General features: G+C 56.9%; 9 protein-coding genes. 1 reads left to right on the top strand and 8 read right to left on the bottom strand.

Translation table 11 applies throughout. The features are described 5' to 3' along the window. Positions 1-131 precede the first annotated feature (131 nt). Positions 132-605, bottom strand: a complete 474-nt coding sequence (locus HNQ64_RS15135) for an OsmC family protein (protein ID WP_184210072.1) — start codon at positions 603-605, stop codon at positions 132-134. Positions 606-822: 217 nt separating this feature from the next. Between HNQ64_RS15135 and HNQ64_RS15130 the strand changes: the two genes are divergently transcribed. Next, the gene (locus HNQ64_RS15130; protein WP_184210070.1) at positions 823-3,435 is read left to right on the top strand and encodes a M16 family metallopeptidase; all 2,613 of its coding nucleotides are present in this window, start codon (positions 823-825) and stop codon (positions 3,433-3,435) included. Between the two features lie 368 nt (positions 3,436-3,803). Here HNQ64_RS15130 and HNQ64_RS15125 read toward each other — a convergent pair whose 3' ends face one another. The 7 genes from HNQ64_RS15125 to HNQ64_RS15095 form a co-directional block, all read right to left on the bottom strand. Further along, entirely contained in the window at positions 3,804-4,901 is a 1,098-nt protein-coding gene (locus HNQ64_RS15125; protein WP_184210068.1) for an aminopeptidase, read from the bottom strand. 68 nt (positions 4,902-4,969) lie between these two features. Beyond that, positions 4,970-5,110 carry a hypothetical protein gene (locus HNQ64_RS15120; RefSeq protein WP_184210066.1) on the bottom strand — a complete coding sequence of 47 codons (141 nt, stop codon included), beginning with the start codon at positions 5,108-5,110 and terminating at the stop codon, positions 4,970-4,972. A 13-nt stretch (positions 5,111-5,123) separates the two neighbouring features. Continuing rightward, positions 5,124-5,312: a hypothetical protein gene (locus tag HNQ64_RS15115; RefSeq protein WP_184210064.1), complete on the bottom strand. Its 189-nt coding sequence runs from the start codon at positions 5,310-5,312 to the stop codon at positions 5,124-5,126. 49 nt (positions 5,313-5,361) lie between these two features. After that, complete coding sequence (locus tag HNQ64_RS15110; RefSeq protein ID WP_184210062.1) at positions 5,362-6,240, bottom strand: CvfB family protein; 879 nt, start codon at positions 6,238-6,240, stop codon at positions 5,362-5,364. A 128-nt stretch (positions 6,241-6,368) separates the two neighbouring features. After that, a complete protein-coding gene (locus tag HNQ64_RS15105) occupies positions 6,369-7,373 on the bottom strand; it encodes a ThuA domain-containing protein (protein ID WP_184210060.1) in 1,005 nt (334 codons plus the stop codon). A gap of 18 nt (positions 7,374-7,391) precedes the next feature. Beyond that, the gene (locus HNQ64_RS15100) at positions 7,392-11,348 is read right to left on the bottom strand and encodes a PVC-type heme-binding CxxCH protein (protein ID WP_184210058.1); all 3,957 of its coding nucleotides are present in this window, start codon (positions 11,346-11,348) and stop codon (positions 7,392-7,394) included. A gap of 185 nt (positions 11,349-11,533) precedes the next feature. Continuing rightward, a complete protein-coding gene (locus HNQ64_RS15095; RefSeq protein ID WP_184210056.1) occupies positions 11,534-15,085 on the bottom strand; it encodes a c-type cytochrome domain-containing protein in 3,552 nt (1,183 codons plus the stop codon). Positions 15,086-15,166: the final 81 nt, after the last annotated feature.

Here is a 15,166-nt window from a genome sequence, read left to right as displayed (position 1 = left end):
TGGATACCTCGCCTACGAATACAAAAGGGTAAAAGACTGATACAAAATCCTTTAATTTAATAAGCAGACACTCATCAGAATCTTAGCCTTCGGATTTTTTCTTTCGAGGATGAAAATAAGCTGCGCATGGATTATTCGACTGAAGGGCTAGTCTCGATAATGACCTCACTGCGAATAGAGGCGGCGATGAAACAGCGGCGGTGAGCTTCGCGGTGGAGGTGCTGAACCTCGGCGGGGGTAGGTATGACTTCGCCACTCCAGGTCACCTTTGGACGAAGAGTGATGCGGCTGACCCAGGGGATGCCGTCGTCATTTTTCGTCATGATGCCAGACGCTGCATCTTCGTAACTGTCTGCGATGAAGCCCGAATCTACAGCGACATGGAGAAACCAGAGCATGTGGCAACTGGAGACGGAGGCGACCAAGGCCTCTTCAGGATCCACACTGGCCGCATTCGACCAAGGAGCGGGCACGGAACAAGGCGAGGGCGAGGCAGGCACAATGGCGCCGCCATCAAAGGCCCAGGTATGTTCGCGCGAGTAGCATCGCTCAAGAAAATCTGGACCGCTGCGAGTCCAACGAATGGTGGCTAGGTGCTGGGACATGGTTGAGTGGACGAAGGCCGCAGTTGGAGGACTGCCTCTTAACGAGAGTGCACTTCTGAGAGATCAATCGCGAGTGGGGTTGAGAACGGACTTGTCCAGTTTTTGTTGAACACGCGTGGCTGTAAATTCTCAAGGAGACTTTTCCTGTGGATGGCTGGCTTTTAACAAGCCGCCTTGCCAGAGAGGCCACCTGCGCCACTGTGGCTTTTTTCCACCCATGCCTACCGCCCGTTCCCGCAAGACGTCATCCCGCAACTCCCCTGCCCCGCGTTCTTCAGGTGGGGCTGACCTGAGCGTCCCGGCCTTGAAGGCCGAAGTCCGCACGCTTGACAATGGGCTGGACGTGATCGTCCGCAAAGATCCAGATCATCCCTTAGTCAGTGTGCAGATCTGGGTGAAGGCCGGGAGCCTGCATGAGGAAAAATGGACGGGGGCGGGACTGGCCCACTGCGTGGAGCACATGCTTTTCAAAGGCACGTGGAAAAGGACGGCCTCGCAAATCTCTCAGGGCATCCAAGAACTAGGAGGCTATGTGAATGCCTACACCACCTTTAACCGGACGGTGTATTGGATCGACGGTCTGGCTGAGCACACGGAAGGCTACCTGGAAATCCTAGCAGACATGGTGCGAAACTCGAAAATCGATGCGGGTGAACTGCAAAAGGAGCAGGACGTGATCCGCCGCGAGATGGCCATGGACAATGACGATGCAGGGTCCGTCGTGCAGCACTTGGTGCAGAGCACGGCTTTTCGCCAGCATCCGCTGAAGCACCCAATCATCGGTCACCGCGCGGTGTTTGACCAAGTGAGTCGGGACGATGTGGCGGGCTTTGTTAGCCGTCATTATGTGCCTAACAATTGCTTTGTGGTCATCGCAGGAGCGGTCAAGACGGAAGAAACCTTTAGCGCAGTGCAACGTTTGTTAGGCGACTGGGAACGCCGCCCTTATGAACCCATCTTGCTACCGCAGGAGGCTCCCCAGCGTGGACGCCGGGAAGGAAGGAAAAACTTCGATACGGAACTGACGCGCGTGGCCCTGGGCTGGCAGATCCCGGGAGAAAATCATCCCGACAAAGCTGCCCTGGATGTGCTGGCTTTCCTGCTCGGCTCTGGCCGCAGTTCCCGCCTGTATCAAGAACTGCGGGAGAAACGCAGCGTGGCCCACTGGGTGTGGGCGGGGGCCTGGGGTGCGCAGGAGTGCGGACTTTTTAATGCGGAAGCGGAGTGCGACCCTAAAGACGTGGAGGCCTGCCAAAAAGCGATGCTGGAAGTCATCGCAACTTTCCAAGCGAAAGGCCCTACGGCGGCTGAGTTGGCAAAGGCCGTTCGCGCCACCATTGGCGGTCAGGTGCGCACGCTGGCCAGCACGAAAGGGCAGGCGGCTTCACTTGCCGGTAGTTGGTTGGCCACAGGCAGCCTGGATCATGCGCAGCATTATCTGGCCAGCATCCGTGCCCTCACGCCGACTCTGGTTCGTGACATTGCCCGGCAGTATTTGACACCGGCCTCCTCCAGCGTGGCCATCGTAGGCCCGGATGTGGAAGCCACGAGTAACAGTAGCAGCCAGGGCCTGACAAAAGGCGAGCTGCAGCGATTTGTTCTGCCCAATGGGCTCACTCTGCTGGTGGGGGAAAATCCGCGCTTACCGCTCGTCTCCATCCGCACCAGTTTCCTAGCGGGTGTGCCTGCTGAAACAGCGACCAATGGCGGGGCAACGCAGGTTTCCGCTGCCCTTTTACTCAAAGGCACGAAGACCCGGAAGGCCGCTGAAATCGCCGCTGAACTGGAAAACTTGGGCGGTTCCCTGCAATGCACGGCGGATGCGCACCGCTACCTCATCGGTGCTGATGTGATGCGTGGAGATGAAGCCTGTGGCCTGAACCTGATCGCTGACTTGATTCAAAACGCCACCCTGCCTACCGCCCAACTAAAGGATGTGCAGAAGCGCCAGATCGCCTCCATTCAAGAAGAGAAAGAGGACCCGCTGACGGTGGCCATGCGCCACGCCCGCAAAGAAATCTTCGCAGGAACGCCCTTCGCCCGCACCGCGTTAGGAACGGAAACCTCCGTCAAGGCGCTGAAAGTGGAAACCTGCCGTGAGATGCTCTCGCGCTCTTTGGTGGGTGGCAATGGCGTGGTCTCCATCCAAGGCGACGTGAAAGCAGCGGCGGTGCGCAAGCTGGTGGAAAAGGCGCTGGGCAAGCTGAAAAAGGGCAGCCGCCACTACGACGCACGGGCAGAGCACACGGGCAAAGCCACCCCCCAACCCGGCGTGCATGAACTGCGTATGGACAAGGAGCAGGCCATCATCGTCATCGGCTTCCGCACCGTGGGTCTGCATCATGCGGATAGCCAGGCCCTGTCACTGATTGACGAAGCTTGCAGTGACATGGGCAGTCGTTTGTTCAACCGCATCCGGGAGGAGTTAGGCCTTGCCTACTACGTAGGCGCGCAGCATTTTTCCGCCCTGGGAGCCGGCGCATTCTATTTCTACGTGGGCACCAGCCCGGAAAAGGCTGCGCTCGCCCAGCAGGAGATGCTCGTCCAGATTGCTGACCTCACCCAGAACGGTCTGGCCAAGGATGAAATCCAGCGTGCCAAAACGACCTGGAAATCTGGGTGGCTGCGGGCGCAGCAGGGCAATGCGAGCTTGGCGGATGCCTATGGCTGGAGCGAGCTGAATGGTCTGGGGTACGAGCATTTTCGCCAGTTGCCCGATCGCGTAGCGGCCCTGACAGACAAAGACCTGCGCCGCGTGGCGAAGACCTACTTTGCCCGTGCCCAGGCCCACATCGTCACGGTGATGCCAGAAGAGAAAAAGAGCAAGTAGCGGCCCGCGCCAGCGGATGGTCTGGTCAAAAGCTCTCACTTTTTCGACACCCCAATACCCACGTCCTAGCGGACGCGGCTACAATGTAGCTGCCCGCGCCAGCGGGTGGTCTGGGGGAAGGCTCTCACTCTTCGCCCCACCTCAAAAAAACCACGTCCTGGCGGACGCAGCTACACCGTAGCTGCCCGCGCCAGCGGGTGGTTCTGGGGGAAGGCTCTCAAGCTTCGCCCACCTCGAAAAAACCACGTCCTGGCGGACGCAGCTACACCGTAGCGGCCCACGCCAGCGGATGGTCTGGGGGAAGGCTCTCACGCTTCGCCCACCCCAATACCCACGTCCTAGCGGACGCGGCTACGTTACAAGGCCAATCAATTTAGAGGCTTCAATTCAGGCAGCAAAAACTGGCCGTTTTTGCGAATGAGTTCGCCATCGAAGTAGATCTCCCCACCGCCGTAGTCGGGACGCTGGATGCACACCAGATCCCAGTGAACTTGACTGCGGTTGGTGTTATCCGCCACGCCTTCATAAGCCTGACCAGGGGTGAAGTGGAAGCTGCCAGCGATCTTTTCATCGAAGAGAATGTCACGCATGGGCTCGCGAATTTCCCGGTTAAAACCGATGGCAAATTCGCCGATGTAACGGGCCCCTTCATCGCTGTCGAAGATCTTGTTAATCGCCGCCGTGTGGTTCGAGGTGGCATTGACGATCTTGCCTTTGGAGAACTCCAGCTTCACGGAATCAAAGGCGATTCCCTGATAAATCGTGGGCGCATTGTAACTGATCACGCCTTCCACGCTGTCCTTCACTGGCGCGCTGAAGACTTCTCCATCCGGAATGTTATGTCGGCCCCCGCAGACAATGGACTTCAGTCCTTTGAGGCTAAAGCGCAGGTCAGTTCCAGGGCCTTTGATGTGCACGTCCTTGGCCTTATCCATGAGCTTTTTCAGCGAGTTCATGGCGGGGATGAGGGCGGCGTAATCCAGCAGGCAGACCTTGAAGTAGAAGTCTTCAAATGCACGTGTGCTCATGCCAGCCTGCTGGGCCATGGCACTGGTAGGCCAGCGCAGCACACACCAGCGGGTGTTATTCACGCGCTCATTTTGCAGCGGGCGCAGCTTGGCCATCACCAGCTTCATGCGGTCGGCTGGCACATCGCTATTTTCAGTGATGTTATGGCTGCCCCGCACGGCGATGTAGCAGTCCATTTTCTTCATGAGCGCCAGTTCGCTTTCTGCGATGACGTCATACTGGGTCTCATCGGCATGCATCATCAGCTCACGCGTGATGGTGGTGTCATGCAGCTTCACAATGGGGCGGGCCTTGGCCTCCACGACAGCGCGGATCATGGCATGGGCCACGTAGTTAGGCACGTCAAAGCAGTCAATCCAGACAAAGTCACCTTTTTTCACCTGGGTGGAGTAACGGACAAGTTGGCGAGCGAGCTGGTCAACGCGTGGATCGTGCATGATCGCGATATAGAGGGGAAAAAGGTCTGGGTAAAGACCGAGTTTTAACACCAGTGGCCAAGGCCACCTCAGCCGCATCCATCCCCGCCGGAACTAACGCCACTGCCGCCATCAAAGCCACTGCTTGCACCGCTATCAAAACCGCTGCTGCCACTGTCGAAGCTGCTGCCAGAAAAACTGGAACCACTTTCCCAAGAAGAGGTATCCATGACTCTCGGCATATCATGAGCAGAAGACGGCATGCCAGACGAGTAATGCAGCAGATCCATCCCCCCCGGCTGCGGCGTCATGAGCCATGAAACCGGCACCCGCCGCCCGCTTCTGCCGTGGGCTGGGGCGCACTGGCTGCCGCGCAATCACGACCAACATGCCAATCCCGAACAGCATGAAGAGGATGCCAAAGATGATCATACTGGGAGTCTGACTGAGGGACCGTATCTAGGTCAATCAAAACCCGGGATCATTCTTCCGGTCGCCACTCTTGACCTGTGCTTTCGCGGATGTCCACGGCGGCAATGCCAGGGTTCGTAAAGCGAATTCGGCGCTGACGAAACAGGGCACCGAGCGCCTGCTTGAAGGCTTTTTTGCTGCAATCAAAGTTCTGCCGAATGGCCTCGGGTGAGCTGTCATCATCAAAAGAAAGCTGCCCGCCTTTGGCCTGGAGAGCCTGGAGGATTTGATCCGTCAGCGGAGCCACACGTTGGTAACCCCTCGCATCCAGGCTGAGATCCAGCTTCCCGCCGGGGCGGATGGCGGTGACAAAACCTTTGAGCTTTTGTCCCACTTCCAAGGTGGCTCCCACATTGCTGTGGTAGAGCAGGCCCTGGTGTGTGCCCTCAACGATGGCATTGTAGCCCAATGGAGTTTCTCCCAGAATGACCAAGGCCACCTGCTGTCCAGGTTTGAAGCCGATGGGTTGGGCTTTGTTGAGGTGTTTGTTAATCTTCGTCGTAGCGATGATGCGGTCTGTTTTCGCATCCACCATCACGTGGGCGATGACGGTGTCTCCCACGAAAACCTGCTCTGCCTGCTGGCGGAAAGGCAGCAGTAGATCTTTGGGCAGCCCCCAGTCTAAAAAGGCCCCCACATTGCGATTCACGCTGACCACACGCAGAGGGGCAGATTCCCCCACCATCACCAGAGGGCGCTCCGTGGTGGCGACCAGGCGATCCTCGGAGTCGCGGTAAATGAAGACCTCCAGCACATCGTCAATCTGCGTCCCCCGTGGTACGTAACGGTTTGGCAGCAGGATCTCGCCATGATCTCCGCCCCCCAGATAAATGCCCTGTGGGGTGCTGTAGAGAACGGGGAGTTGATTGAGTCTGCCAAGGTCTGCCATGTAGCCCCCAGAGTAATGCGTCTGCGGAACTTCGAAAGGGGCTTGTTGGGCAAGTCTTCCGTACTTCCGCCCAAAACAAAGGGCGACTTCGCAGTCGCCCTTTGCACAGAGATGGAAGCTTGGAGACTCTACTTTAGATCACTGATCTTGAGGCCTTTTTTGAAGCCGTTAAAGCCGTAGGCCGTGGGGTTGTAGTCACCCACCACGGAGACATCCGCCTTTGCAGGCACTGGCAAGCCGAGGCCCCAGTAAACGCCATTCACCACAAGGCGGCGCAGGCTTTCATTCGTCAGATCCGTGGCGGCACCCATGGTGGTGGTGAGGATTTTATTTTCCGTGCCAGCCTCGTTCTTCACGCTGCGGGTCCAGGCGATGGGCATCATGGGTTCATTCACAGGCTGCTCCTTCTTATCCGTCGCGCGCGCTTTGACAGTCTCCAGAGAACCGGAGTCAGGGGTCATGCCTTTGAGCACGCGCCCACGCATCAGGATCTTCGCATCTGCCGGTGGGTAGGCCTCATACACATCGCTGGTGCCGAAAACATCGGTGACTCCGCTCAGCAGCGCATCATCCGCATGGCTCGCCTCGATCACGCCTTGAGTGGCCTCAAACTTGTGGTGCCCCCAGTGGCTCACCCAGGTCTCTCCCAATACTTTTTTGCCCCAGCCGCCATCCTTGTTCCAGTTCCAGGAAGCGAACTTGCTGTCATTGGGGATCCCTGCAAAAGCGTGGGTGCTGGTGCGCAGGGCGATGACCGGAATGCCCCGTTTGATGGCCGCATCGAATTTGCCCAAGGTCTCTTCATTCCATTTGCGGAAACGCAGCAGCATCACGATGGCGTCGGCGCTGTCCAGGGCTTGGGGATTGGTGAGGCTGCCACCTGCGGTGGGATCTACCCCGCCATCTGCGCCCACAGAGAACAGTACCGTGGTCTTGAAACCATGGCGCTCGCTCAGCACTTTGGCCAGCATGGGCAAGGCCTCTTCACTGCGGTATTCTTCATCGCCGGCCAGGAGCACGACATGCTTGCCCTTTGCCTCGCCTTTCGGCTCGTAGCTCAGGAAATCTTCGGCCGCGAAACAGGTGCCCAGCGGTAACGCTGCGGCGAGGGTGAGAAAGGTACGACGGATCATGGGTTTTATTGGGAAAGGTTACTTCGTCACCGTGAGGGTGCCCCACATGATGAGGGCATGGCCGGGGAAGGTGCAGACAAATTCATAGTCGCCGGGTTGGTTAGGCGCACGCACTTTAAGTTGTTCCTTTTGGCCAGGCTCCATCAGCTTCGTGGCAGCGATGATGTCTTTTTCAAAGGCCGCAGGCAGGTAAGCACGGCCTTGTTTGTCCAGCTTGTCAGGCGTCATGGTCATGGCTGCATTGCCGATTTCCATGTGTTTGCCGGGAGGAACGATGACAAAGTTATGCGGCATGACATCGTCATTTTCAAAGATGACCTCAAAGGACTTGCCTGCTTTCACGGTCAGCTTGGTCGTGTCGTAGCGAAGTTGCTCATGGACGGTGTGAACGATGAAAACATCCACACTGACGGCACTGAGTTCCTTTAGCACAGCCTCTGCAGCGGCCCCTTGCAGCGCGGCCATTTCTTTGGCTGCGGTGATGACTTCCACATAGTCCTGCTTGGAGCGATCTCCGGCAGGCACGGTCTTGGCATAGGCCAAAACACTGTCGGTGAGGGGCTTGGCCTTTGCCGCATCCCAATTGGCTTTGGGGAACTTCAGCAGTGCCTTCGCCGCAGCATTTCGTTCCTTACCCTCAATCAAGTGATCCGCCGCGAGGGCAAAGTTGGCCCCAGCTTGATTACCCGTCATCAAAGGTAGTGCAGCCAGAACGGCACGCAGAGTTTGACCATCTGTTTTCCCTTCTTTTAGAAGAGCGGTAAGCAATGGTTGGAACTTGTTTCGCAGGCCTGCGCTGCTGGCCGGAATGAGACCTATGGACTCAATGAGGTAATGTCGGGATGCTATGTCTGTAGCTTTCCAAATCTCATCTGGTCCTAAATCAGTCATGACCAAAGCTGCATACGCAGCGCGGATAACAGGGGCCTGTTTCCCTTGCTTCGCCAGGGCGACCAAGCCATCGCGATGACGGGCCAGATGCCCACGATTTTCCTGCACGAGGATTTTTCCGATTTCCTCCGCCGTCGCATTCAGGCGACCTTCGGCTGCATCAATGCGCTGGAGTAATTTCACAATTTCCAGCGTGCGATCTTGACCTGTGAGTTTCACCAATTCGATCAGGGCCGAGGCGCGCATGTCCGCAGGGAGTTTCGGGCGGGTGAGTTTTTCGATCAGCACGGGCTCCACATCGGGCAGGCCTTTGAGGTCGGCATCGGTGGTCTTCGCAATCAACTCCGCCAAGGCAGCGGGGTCTTTGGGAAGTAGTTTGGTCTTCAACACACTCTGGAGGCCTTTGCGGCACTCGCTGAAAACGTGATCAATGTAGTAATCCGTCGGGTGCTTCAGGACATCGTAAGCGATCTCTAGCGCCTTTTCTGCCTCATCCGTCGGCTGGTAGAAACTGAGGGCGCGAATGCCGTGCATGCGCACACGTGGGTCGGCATCATTGACGGCGATACGCAGCAGATCCAGGGCTCCTGGCACACGATCTTTCCAATAGCAGAGCACACGAGTGGCGGCTGCGCGGGCACGTGGCTCAGGCGAGGCCAGCACCTCTTTCAGCAGGTCCACATCCACCACGTCCACCCACTGGTGGGTCCACAGGGCCTCCAGGCGATGGTGCTCGTACTCTGCGTCCGTTTTGTCCAAAGCAGCTGCCCATTTTTTGGCAGCGCTGGCGACTTCTTTCGGCTCGTGTTTGGCCAATTCTACCTTGGCCAGTTGGCGGGTGCCATCTTCCCATTCTTTCAGCAGTTCCAGCAAATTTGCGATGGGCTCACCGTCAATCTTCTTGGGCTTCAACAGAGGGCGGCCCTCATAGGTCATTTTGTAAATGCGGCCGTGTTTGTGGTCGCGGTTCGGGTCACGCAGATGATGCTGCATGTGGCCGATGATGGCATTCGACCAATCGCAGAAATAAAGTGCACCGTCCGGCCCCACGCTCACGCAGGCAGGGCGGAAGGTGGGATACACGGCCGGGTCTGCCTTCACCAAATCTTCCACCGTTTCACCCTTCATGCCGGAACCGTCCTGGTCCAGCTTCACGCGCCAGATGCCCTGGAAACCGATGACGTTGCAGTTCAGGAAATTGTTCTGGAACTCCTCCGGAAAATGGCGGCTGCTGATGATGCCATTGCCTGGGCTGGGGCGCGCAGGACGATCCCAAAACGGTTTCATCTTGGCACTGCCACCACCCTCACGAGGCAGGTAGCTGGAGGAGGCTTCGGCAAAGGTATTCACGTTGCCCGTGGCATCGGTGAAGTAAGCATTGCCCCAGCGATCCCAGATCTTGCCATGAGGATTCACCGTGGCATCCGTGGTGAAACGTTGCAGCTCATTGCGATTCAAATCGTAGCGATAGATGGCTCCATTGGTGTTGCGCACCACGCCGTAAATTGTCTCGACCTGAGTGCGATGAAAGACGCCGTCGCTGGGGTAAATGGCACCGCCATTGTCATAACTCAGGTAACAAGTCTCGTGATGGCTGTCTGCCGCGCAGAGGCCCATGAGGATGCGCTCGCGCTTATCGGCTATGCCATCGCCATCGGTATCAGCGATGTAGAGCAGGCTGGGGGACTGCATGACGATGACGCCATCTTTGTAAATCTGGAAACCCGTGGGGCAATTCAGGTCATCGGCAAAGGTGGTCATCTTGTCGGCCTTGCCGTCACCATCTGTGTCTTCAAAGATCAGTAGGCTATCCCCCTTCGGGCTAGTGGGCGTGCGGCCTGGATAATTCAGCCAAGCACTCACCCAGAGGCGGCCCTTGGTATCCCACTGCATGGCCACGGGATTCACCAATTCAGGGAACATTTTTTCATCGGCAAAGAGTTGGATCTTCATGCCGCTGTGGACCTGAATGTCCTTCATTTTTTCCGTCGCATCCGGGATGGCCACCAGTCCATCTTCCGTGAAAGTCATGCCGGTCATCGGCGTCTTGTTAAAGTCTTTGCCATCTTTCGGGTTAGGCATGTTGGTCGGCACAGACTCCACGGCAGGCAGATTGTCATCCTTAACCACTAAATCGCCGCCTTTGGCGAGGGCCCAGACGCGCAGGTCGCGGTTGGCGGTCTTCACATCCCGCTGAGACATCTCCTGCTGCATCACCTGAAAATTGGAGGTGTAAGGCTTGGCTGGATCTTTCTCATTCTGCTTGAAGGCACCCACCCCTGGGGCATAGGCCAGGCCGCTGCGGCCACCATACACATTGTAGCCATCCACCGTGCGGTAGCGCTGATGCCACTCCCAGTTCTTTTCTACGATGGCTTTCCGCAGTTTGTCATTGACCGAAGGGGCTTCTTTGCCCGTGATGCCTTTGAATGCGGCTTCGGCCACTGCTTTGTCACCTTGCTCATTCAGGTAGAGGCCATTCAGGCTCAACGGCGCTTGGCTCATGATCTTTTGGCTGGGCGCAAAGAGATCCACCAAAGTCACTCCATTCGCGGCGGCCACCTCATTCATCGCTGCCGTGTAGTTCTGCAGATTCGTGTTTTTCTCCTCCACTGGTGGCAGGCTGGGATTCGACAGCTTTTCCAGCGCGATGGGCGAGAACAGTACGATCTTCGGCGCGCCTTTGCCGTTGTAGTTCTTCGCCTTGGTCTCCTTCAAGAAGGTGTCCAGGTTCTTTTTGAAGGCGTCCAGACCTTCGTAACCTTTGAAAGACTCATTGTTACCGTAGAAGGCGAAGATGACATCGGCCTTCACTTTAGCTAGCCACTCATCGCGGCTCCCAAAGCCATCCACCCGATGCCAGGTCTGCACCTCATCCCCTGAGAACGCCAGGTTGCGAAAGGTCAGGTCTTTGTCCGCATTGGCCTGGGTCAGCATGGCCTCCAACCAGCCATAATGCTGGGAGCGATCTGGCAAGACGTTGCCCAAAATGGCAATGGAATCGCCCTTTTGAAACTCGACCTGTGCGCGCAGGGGCGCGACCAAGCCGAGAATGGCGAAGAATATGGAGAAGCTAGTTTTCATGCGAAGGTTGGAACAAAGCGGCGAGTGGATACGGCCCCAGGGCGTGATCCTTTCGCGCCAGTGAAGCTTCCCGCACGAAGAGAAAGAACCGGACAATCAAATCCCACCTCCAACACTGTCTCTAAAAACAAAAACACACGGAAGAAACTTCCGTGTGCTCTGATTTTAAATGGCTGTCTGCGGCGTTACTTCGGCAGCATAGTGAAATACTGCTCTTCCATCTGCTTAACCTTCGTGCGAAGGGGATCGAGCTGAGGCTGCATTTTCGCGAGCTCGGCATTGATCTCGGCGAGGTTTTTATCACGCTGAGGTGTGTCTTTTTCAGCAGCGGCGATGGCGGCTTCGGCCTCTGTCTTTTTCTTCTTGGCGGCTTCCAGGGCGGTGATGCTCTGGCCGACTTCCAGCTTTTTGGCTTCCACCACTTTCATCTCGGCCTCGAGTTTTGCATGGGCTTCAGCAAAGGCTTTTTCCAGCGGTGGCTGAGCCGCTTTGAGTTGCGCGATGGCCTCATTCAGAGGTTGTGACTTAGCTGCAAACTCGGCCTGCAAAGCGGCAGGAATGGCCTGCTTAGCGGCAAGCGCAGCCTTCTGGGCCGCGATTTCCTTGGTCAGGCTTTCATGTTGTCCACGATGAGGAGCGGCGGCTTTTTCAGCAGCGGCCAGTTCGGCTTTGCTCTGAGAGATCTGTTTCTCTGTCTGCGCAATGGAAGTGTTTGCTGCCCTCAGTTCATTCTTGGTTTTGCCCAAGGTTTGACGAGCTTCAGTCAGAGCCTTTTCAGCGGCTTCACGAGCGGCACGACGGGCATCAAAATTCCCCTGAGCATCGGCCAATTTCATGGCGGAATCTGCGGCCTGTTTTTCCACGGTCGCCAGCTTTTCTCGGGCTGCCGCAAGAGCCTGCTCGAGTGGCTGCGCATTTTCGTTTTTGGCTTTGGCATCTGCCACAGCTTTTTCGGCTTTAGTGATTTCCTGGCGCACTGGCTGGATGCTGCGTCCAGCCTCGGCCGTGGCACGTCGGGCTTCGCTGAGTGCTTTGTCAGACGTTTGAATAGCCGCCACGAGCGGAGGGAGGGCTGCTTCGGCAGCGGTGACAGCTTTCTCTCGGGCTGGAAGATCAGCGGTAAGTGCCGCAGCAGTCTTTTTCGCTGTAGCATGGTTGGCCTCAAACTTGGCGGCGTTTGCCAGCTTGCTCTTTACCTGCTCTTCAGGCGTCTTGAGTTTCGCGGCGACTTCCGCCAATTTTTTGGCGAGTGGATCAATGGCTTTCTGGATGCCTTCCGCAGCTGTTTTGGCTGCCGCCGTCCCCTCGTCGCGGACCTTGACCAGGGCGGCGACTTCAGCCTCACGTGCAGCTAGGTTTTTTTTGTTTTCGTCCAGCTTCGCAGCAGCGGCGGCATCCATAGCGCGAGTGGGCTCAGTGGCTTTTTCGATGCCTTCCAATTCAGCCTTCAACTTGGCCAAAGTGGCCTCATGTTGAGGGATCTGATTGACCGCTTCTGCGATGACTTTTTTGGAAGATTCGATCCGAGCAGCATTCGCTACCTTGGCCTCTTCATTCTCTTTCTTGGCAGCGGTGTAGTCGTTAAAGTCTCCTTCCAGCTTGGCCAGTTTTTCCTTTTCAGTGAGCACTCCCACATTGAACTGCGCGGCCTTGAGGATGGTAGGGAGCTTTTGCAGAACGGCGATCTGAGCCTTCTGATCTGCCAACTGAGCCTGGATGGCAGGCAAGGCAGCCTTGGCACCGGCAATCTGTTTCTCATTGTCTGCAATAGACTTAGGCCAGGCTTCCAGGCCTTTCTTCAAGACTGGCAGCTCTTTCTCCTTGGCTGGTTTGGCCGCTTTCAGCGCCGCGACCTGATCTTGGGCAGCTTTGATCGCTTGGTCAAATTCAGCCACTGGCTGGGGTGCCGTTGCTGTGGCTTTTTTCAAAGCCTCCAGTTTGGCCGATTGCTCACCGATGGTTTTGGTCGCCTCCGCCACTTTCGGCGCGTCTTCAGGCTTTGTTAACGCAGCCTTATCGGCATTGAGTTTGGCCAGAGCGGCTTCTACAGCTTTGATTTCGGCGAGCGATTGATCGTGCTTTTTCAGCAATTCAGCCTGAGCCGCTTTTTTAGCCTGAGCTTCCGACACGGCCTGCTCTGAGGCAGCGATCTTAGCGGGCAATTCTTTGATTTCGTTTTCCAGCAATGCCACTCGAGCCTGCGCATCTGCCGTTTTCTTTTTGGTTTCTCCAAGGCGTGCTTCTGCGGCCTGAACGGCCTCCTGAGCCTTCTTCAACTTCGCTTCCACTTCAGGAAGTTGTGACACCAATGCCGTGGCTTGCTTTTCAGACTCCACGATGCGCTGGGCAATGAGAGGGGGGTTGCTGGAAAGCTGACCTTTTTCAGCCATCTTGGCCTCGACAGACCAGACTTTGATCTCACCGCGCCAGTTGGCGGAAATGGTGGACTGGGAGTCATGCAGAGCGATGACCTTGGTGACGATGTCTCCCTGGCTAGCAGCTTCGCCGATCTTGTTGCCATTGATGTCCCAGATGCGGACGAGGCCGTCATTGCCGCTGGAGATCAATTTGCCATCCGGAGTGAATGACACGGACTGAACGCCACCGCCATGGGCGGCCCAATTCTTCACCTGTTTCCCCTCACTCATTTCCCACAGGCTGATGGTACCATCCATGGAACATGAGGCGAGGATGTTAGAATCCGCACGCCAGGCGAGGTCGGTGCAGGAGGCTTTGTGCTGACCCAGGACGTAAAACTCGCCCCCATTCGCGGCTTCCCAGACCATGACGTTGCCGTTGCGATCCGAGGTGGCCAGTAGCACGCCATCTGGACTGAAGGCGGTGCCCATGATCCACTCCGTGTGCTTGCTGATCGTGTATAATTCCTCGCCCGTGGCGGTATCGTAAACTTTCACCTTTTTCGAAGGGCTGCCAATGACGACCATTTTATGATCGGCACTGATGTCCGCACTCATGACTTGATCGAATTCCTTGCCGACTTCGACGATGCGCTTGCCCGTCTTCACATCCCAGACAATGGCGTGGCCCAGCTTGCCACCTTTGCCACCGCCCATGACCAGGAGAGAACCGTTGCGGCTGAAGCGGAGACTGCGGGCATAACCTTCCGTGTAGGGGAAGATACCTGCGAGCTGGCGGGTCTCCGTGTCATAAAGCAAAATTTGTTTGGTGCCTGCGATGGCAACCAGGGATGTCCAGGGACTGGCCGCCATGGCGGTGACCGCCGTGGTGCGCGGGGTCACAATGACGGGCTCCAACAGAACATGTTCTGGTTTGGCGATAGGGCCTTCAGGCTTGCCACTGGTGACTGCCACGGCCATGTCCACCTTGGGCTTGGCCGATTTTTTGGCGACGCTGGATTTGGTCTCGAGCAAACCACCACTGATCCACTTGGCCAAAATCTCCAATTCTTTCGCGTTTAGCGGTGCGCCTTCCGGGGGCATGAAGGGCTCTTCCTTCTTGGCACAAGTCGTCCACAGACGGCTGGCGTCCGAGTTGCCAGAATCCACGATGGCACCGCCACCGCCGCCCGTCATGAGGGCACCGAAGCTGGTGAGGTCGAGGTCGCCCTTCTTCTTATCCGGGCTGTGGCAGGAGAAACATTTATTCTCCAGCAGCGGGCGGACGTGGTCCTCATAAGTGATCTTTTCGGCATCCTGCGCCACCGCGCTCGCGGCAGTGAAAAGGCTGAGGGAAAGGATCTTGGCGTGGGTTTTCATGGCTAGGAAAAAGGGTGGAGAATCTCAGCGGATGCGAAGGCATCCGAGGGAAAAGCAGGCGATGAAGCCTGCACTCCGACG

The sequence above is a fragment of the Prosthecobacter dejongeii genome (genome assembly GCF_014203045.1).
GTDB classification, from domain to species: domain Bacteria; phylum Verrucomicrobiota; class Verrucomicrobiia; order Verrucomicrobiales; family Verrucomicrobiaceae; genus Prosthecobacter; species Prosthecobacter dejongeii.
Note: the sequence above shows the minus strand (reverse complement) of the source record. Positions and strands in the feature narration are given on the sequence as shown.

Excerpts from the sequence above, each read along its gene's own strand:
- HNQ64_RS15135 (WP_184210072.1), bottom strand. The coding sequence starts at position 605 with ATGTCCCAGCACCTAGCCACCATTCGTTGGACTCGCAGCGGTCCAGAT.
- HNQ64_RS15130 (WP_184210070.1), top strand. The coding sequence starts at position 823 with ATGCCTACCGCCCGTTCCCGCAAGACGTCATCCCGCAACTCCCCTGCC.
- HNQ64_RS15125 (WP_184210068.1), bottom strand. The coding sequence starts at position 4,901 with ATGCACGATCCACGCGTTGACCAGCTCGCTCGCCAACTTGTCCGTTAC.
- HNQ64_RS15120 (WP_184210066.1), bottom strand. The coding sequence starts at position 5,110 with ATGGATACCTCTTCTTGGGAAAGTGGTTCCAGTTTTTCTGGCAGCAGC.
- HNQ64_RS15115 (WP_184210064.1), bottom strand. The coding sequence starts at position 5,312 with ATGATCATCTTTGGCATCCTCTTCATGCTGTTCGGGATTGGCATGTTG.
- HNQ64_RS15110 (WP_184210062.1), bottom strand. The coding sequence starts at position 6,240 with ATGGCAGACCTTGGCAGACTCAATCAACTCCCCGTTCTCTACAGCACC.
- HNQ64_RS15105 (WP_184210060.1), bottom strand. The coding sequence starts at position 7,373 with ATGATCCGTCGTACCTTTCTCACCCTCGCCGCAGCGTTACCGCTGGGC.
- HNQ64_RS15100 (WP_184210058.1), bottom strand. The coding sequence starts at position 11,348 with ATGAAAACTAGCTTCTCCATATTCTTCGCCATTCTCGGCTTGGTCGCG.
- HNQ64_RS15095 (WP_184210056.1), bottom strand. The coding sequence starts at position 15,085 with ATGAAAACCCACGCCAAGATCCTTTCCCTCAGCCTTTTCACTGCCGCG.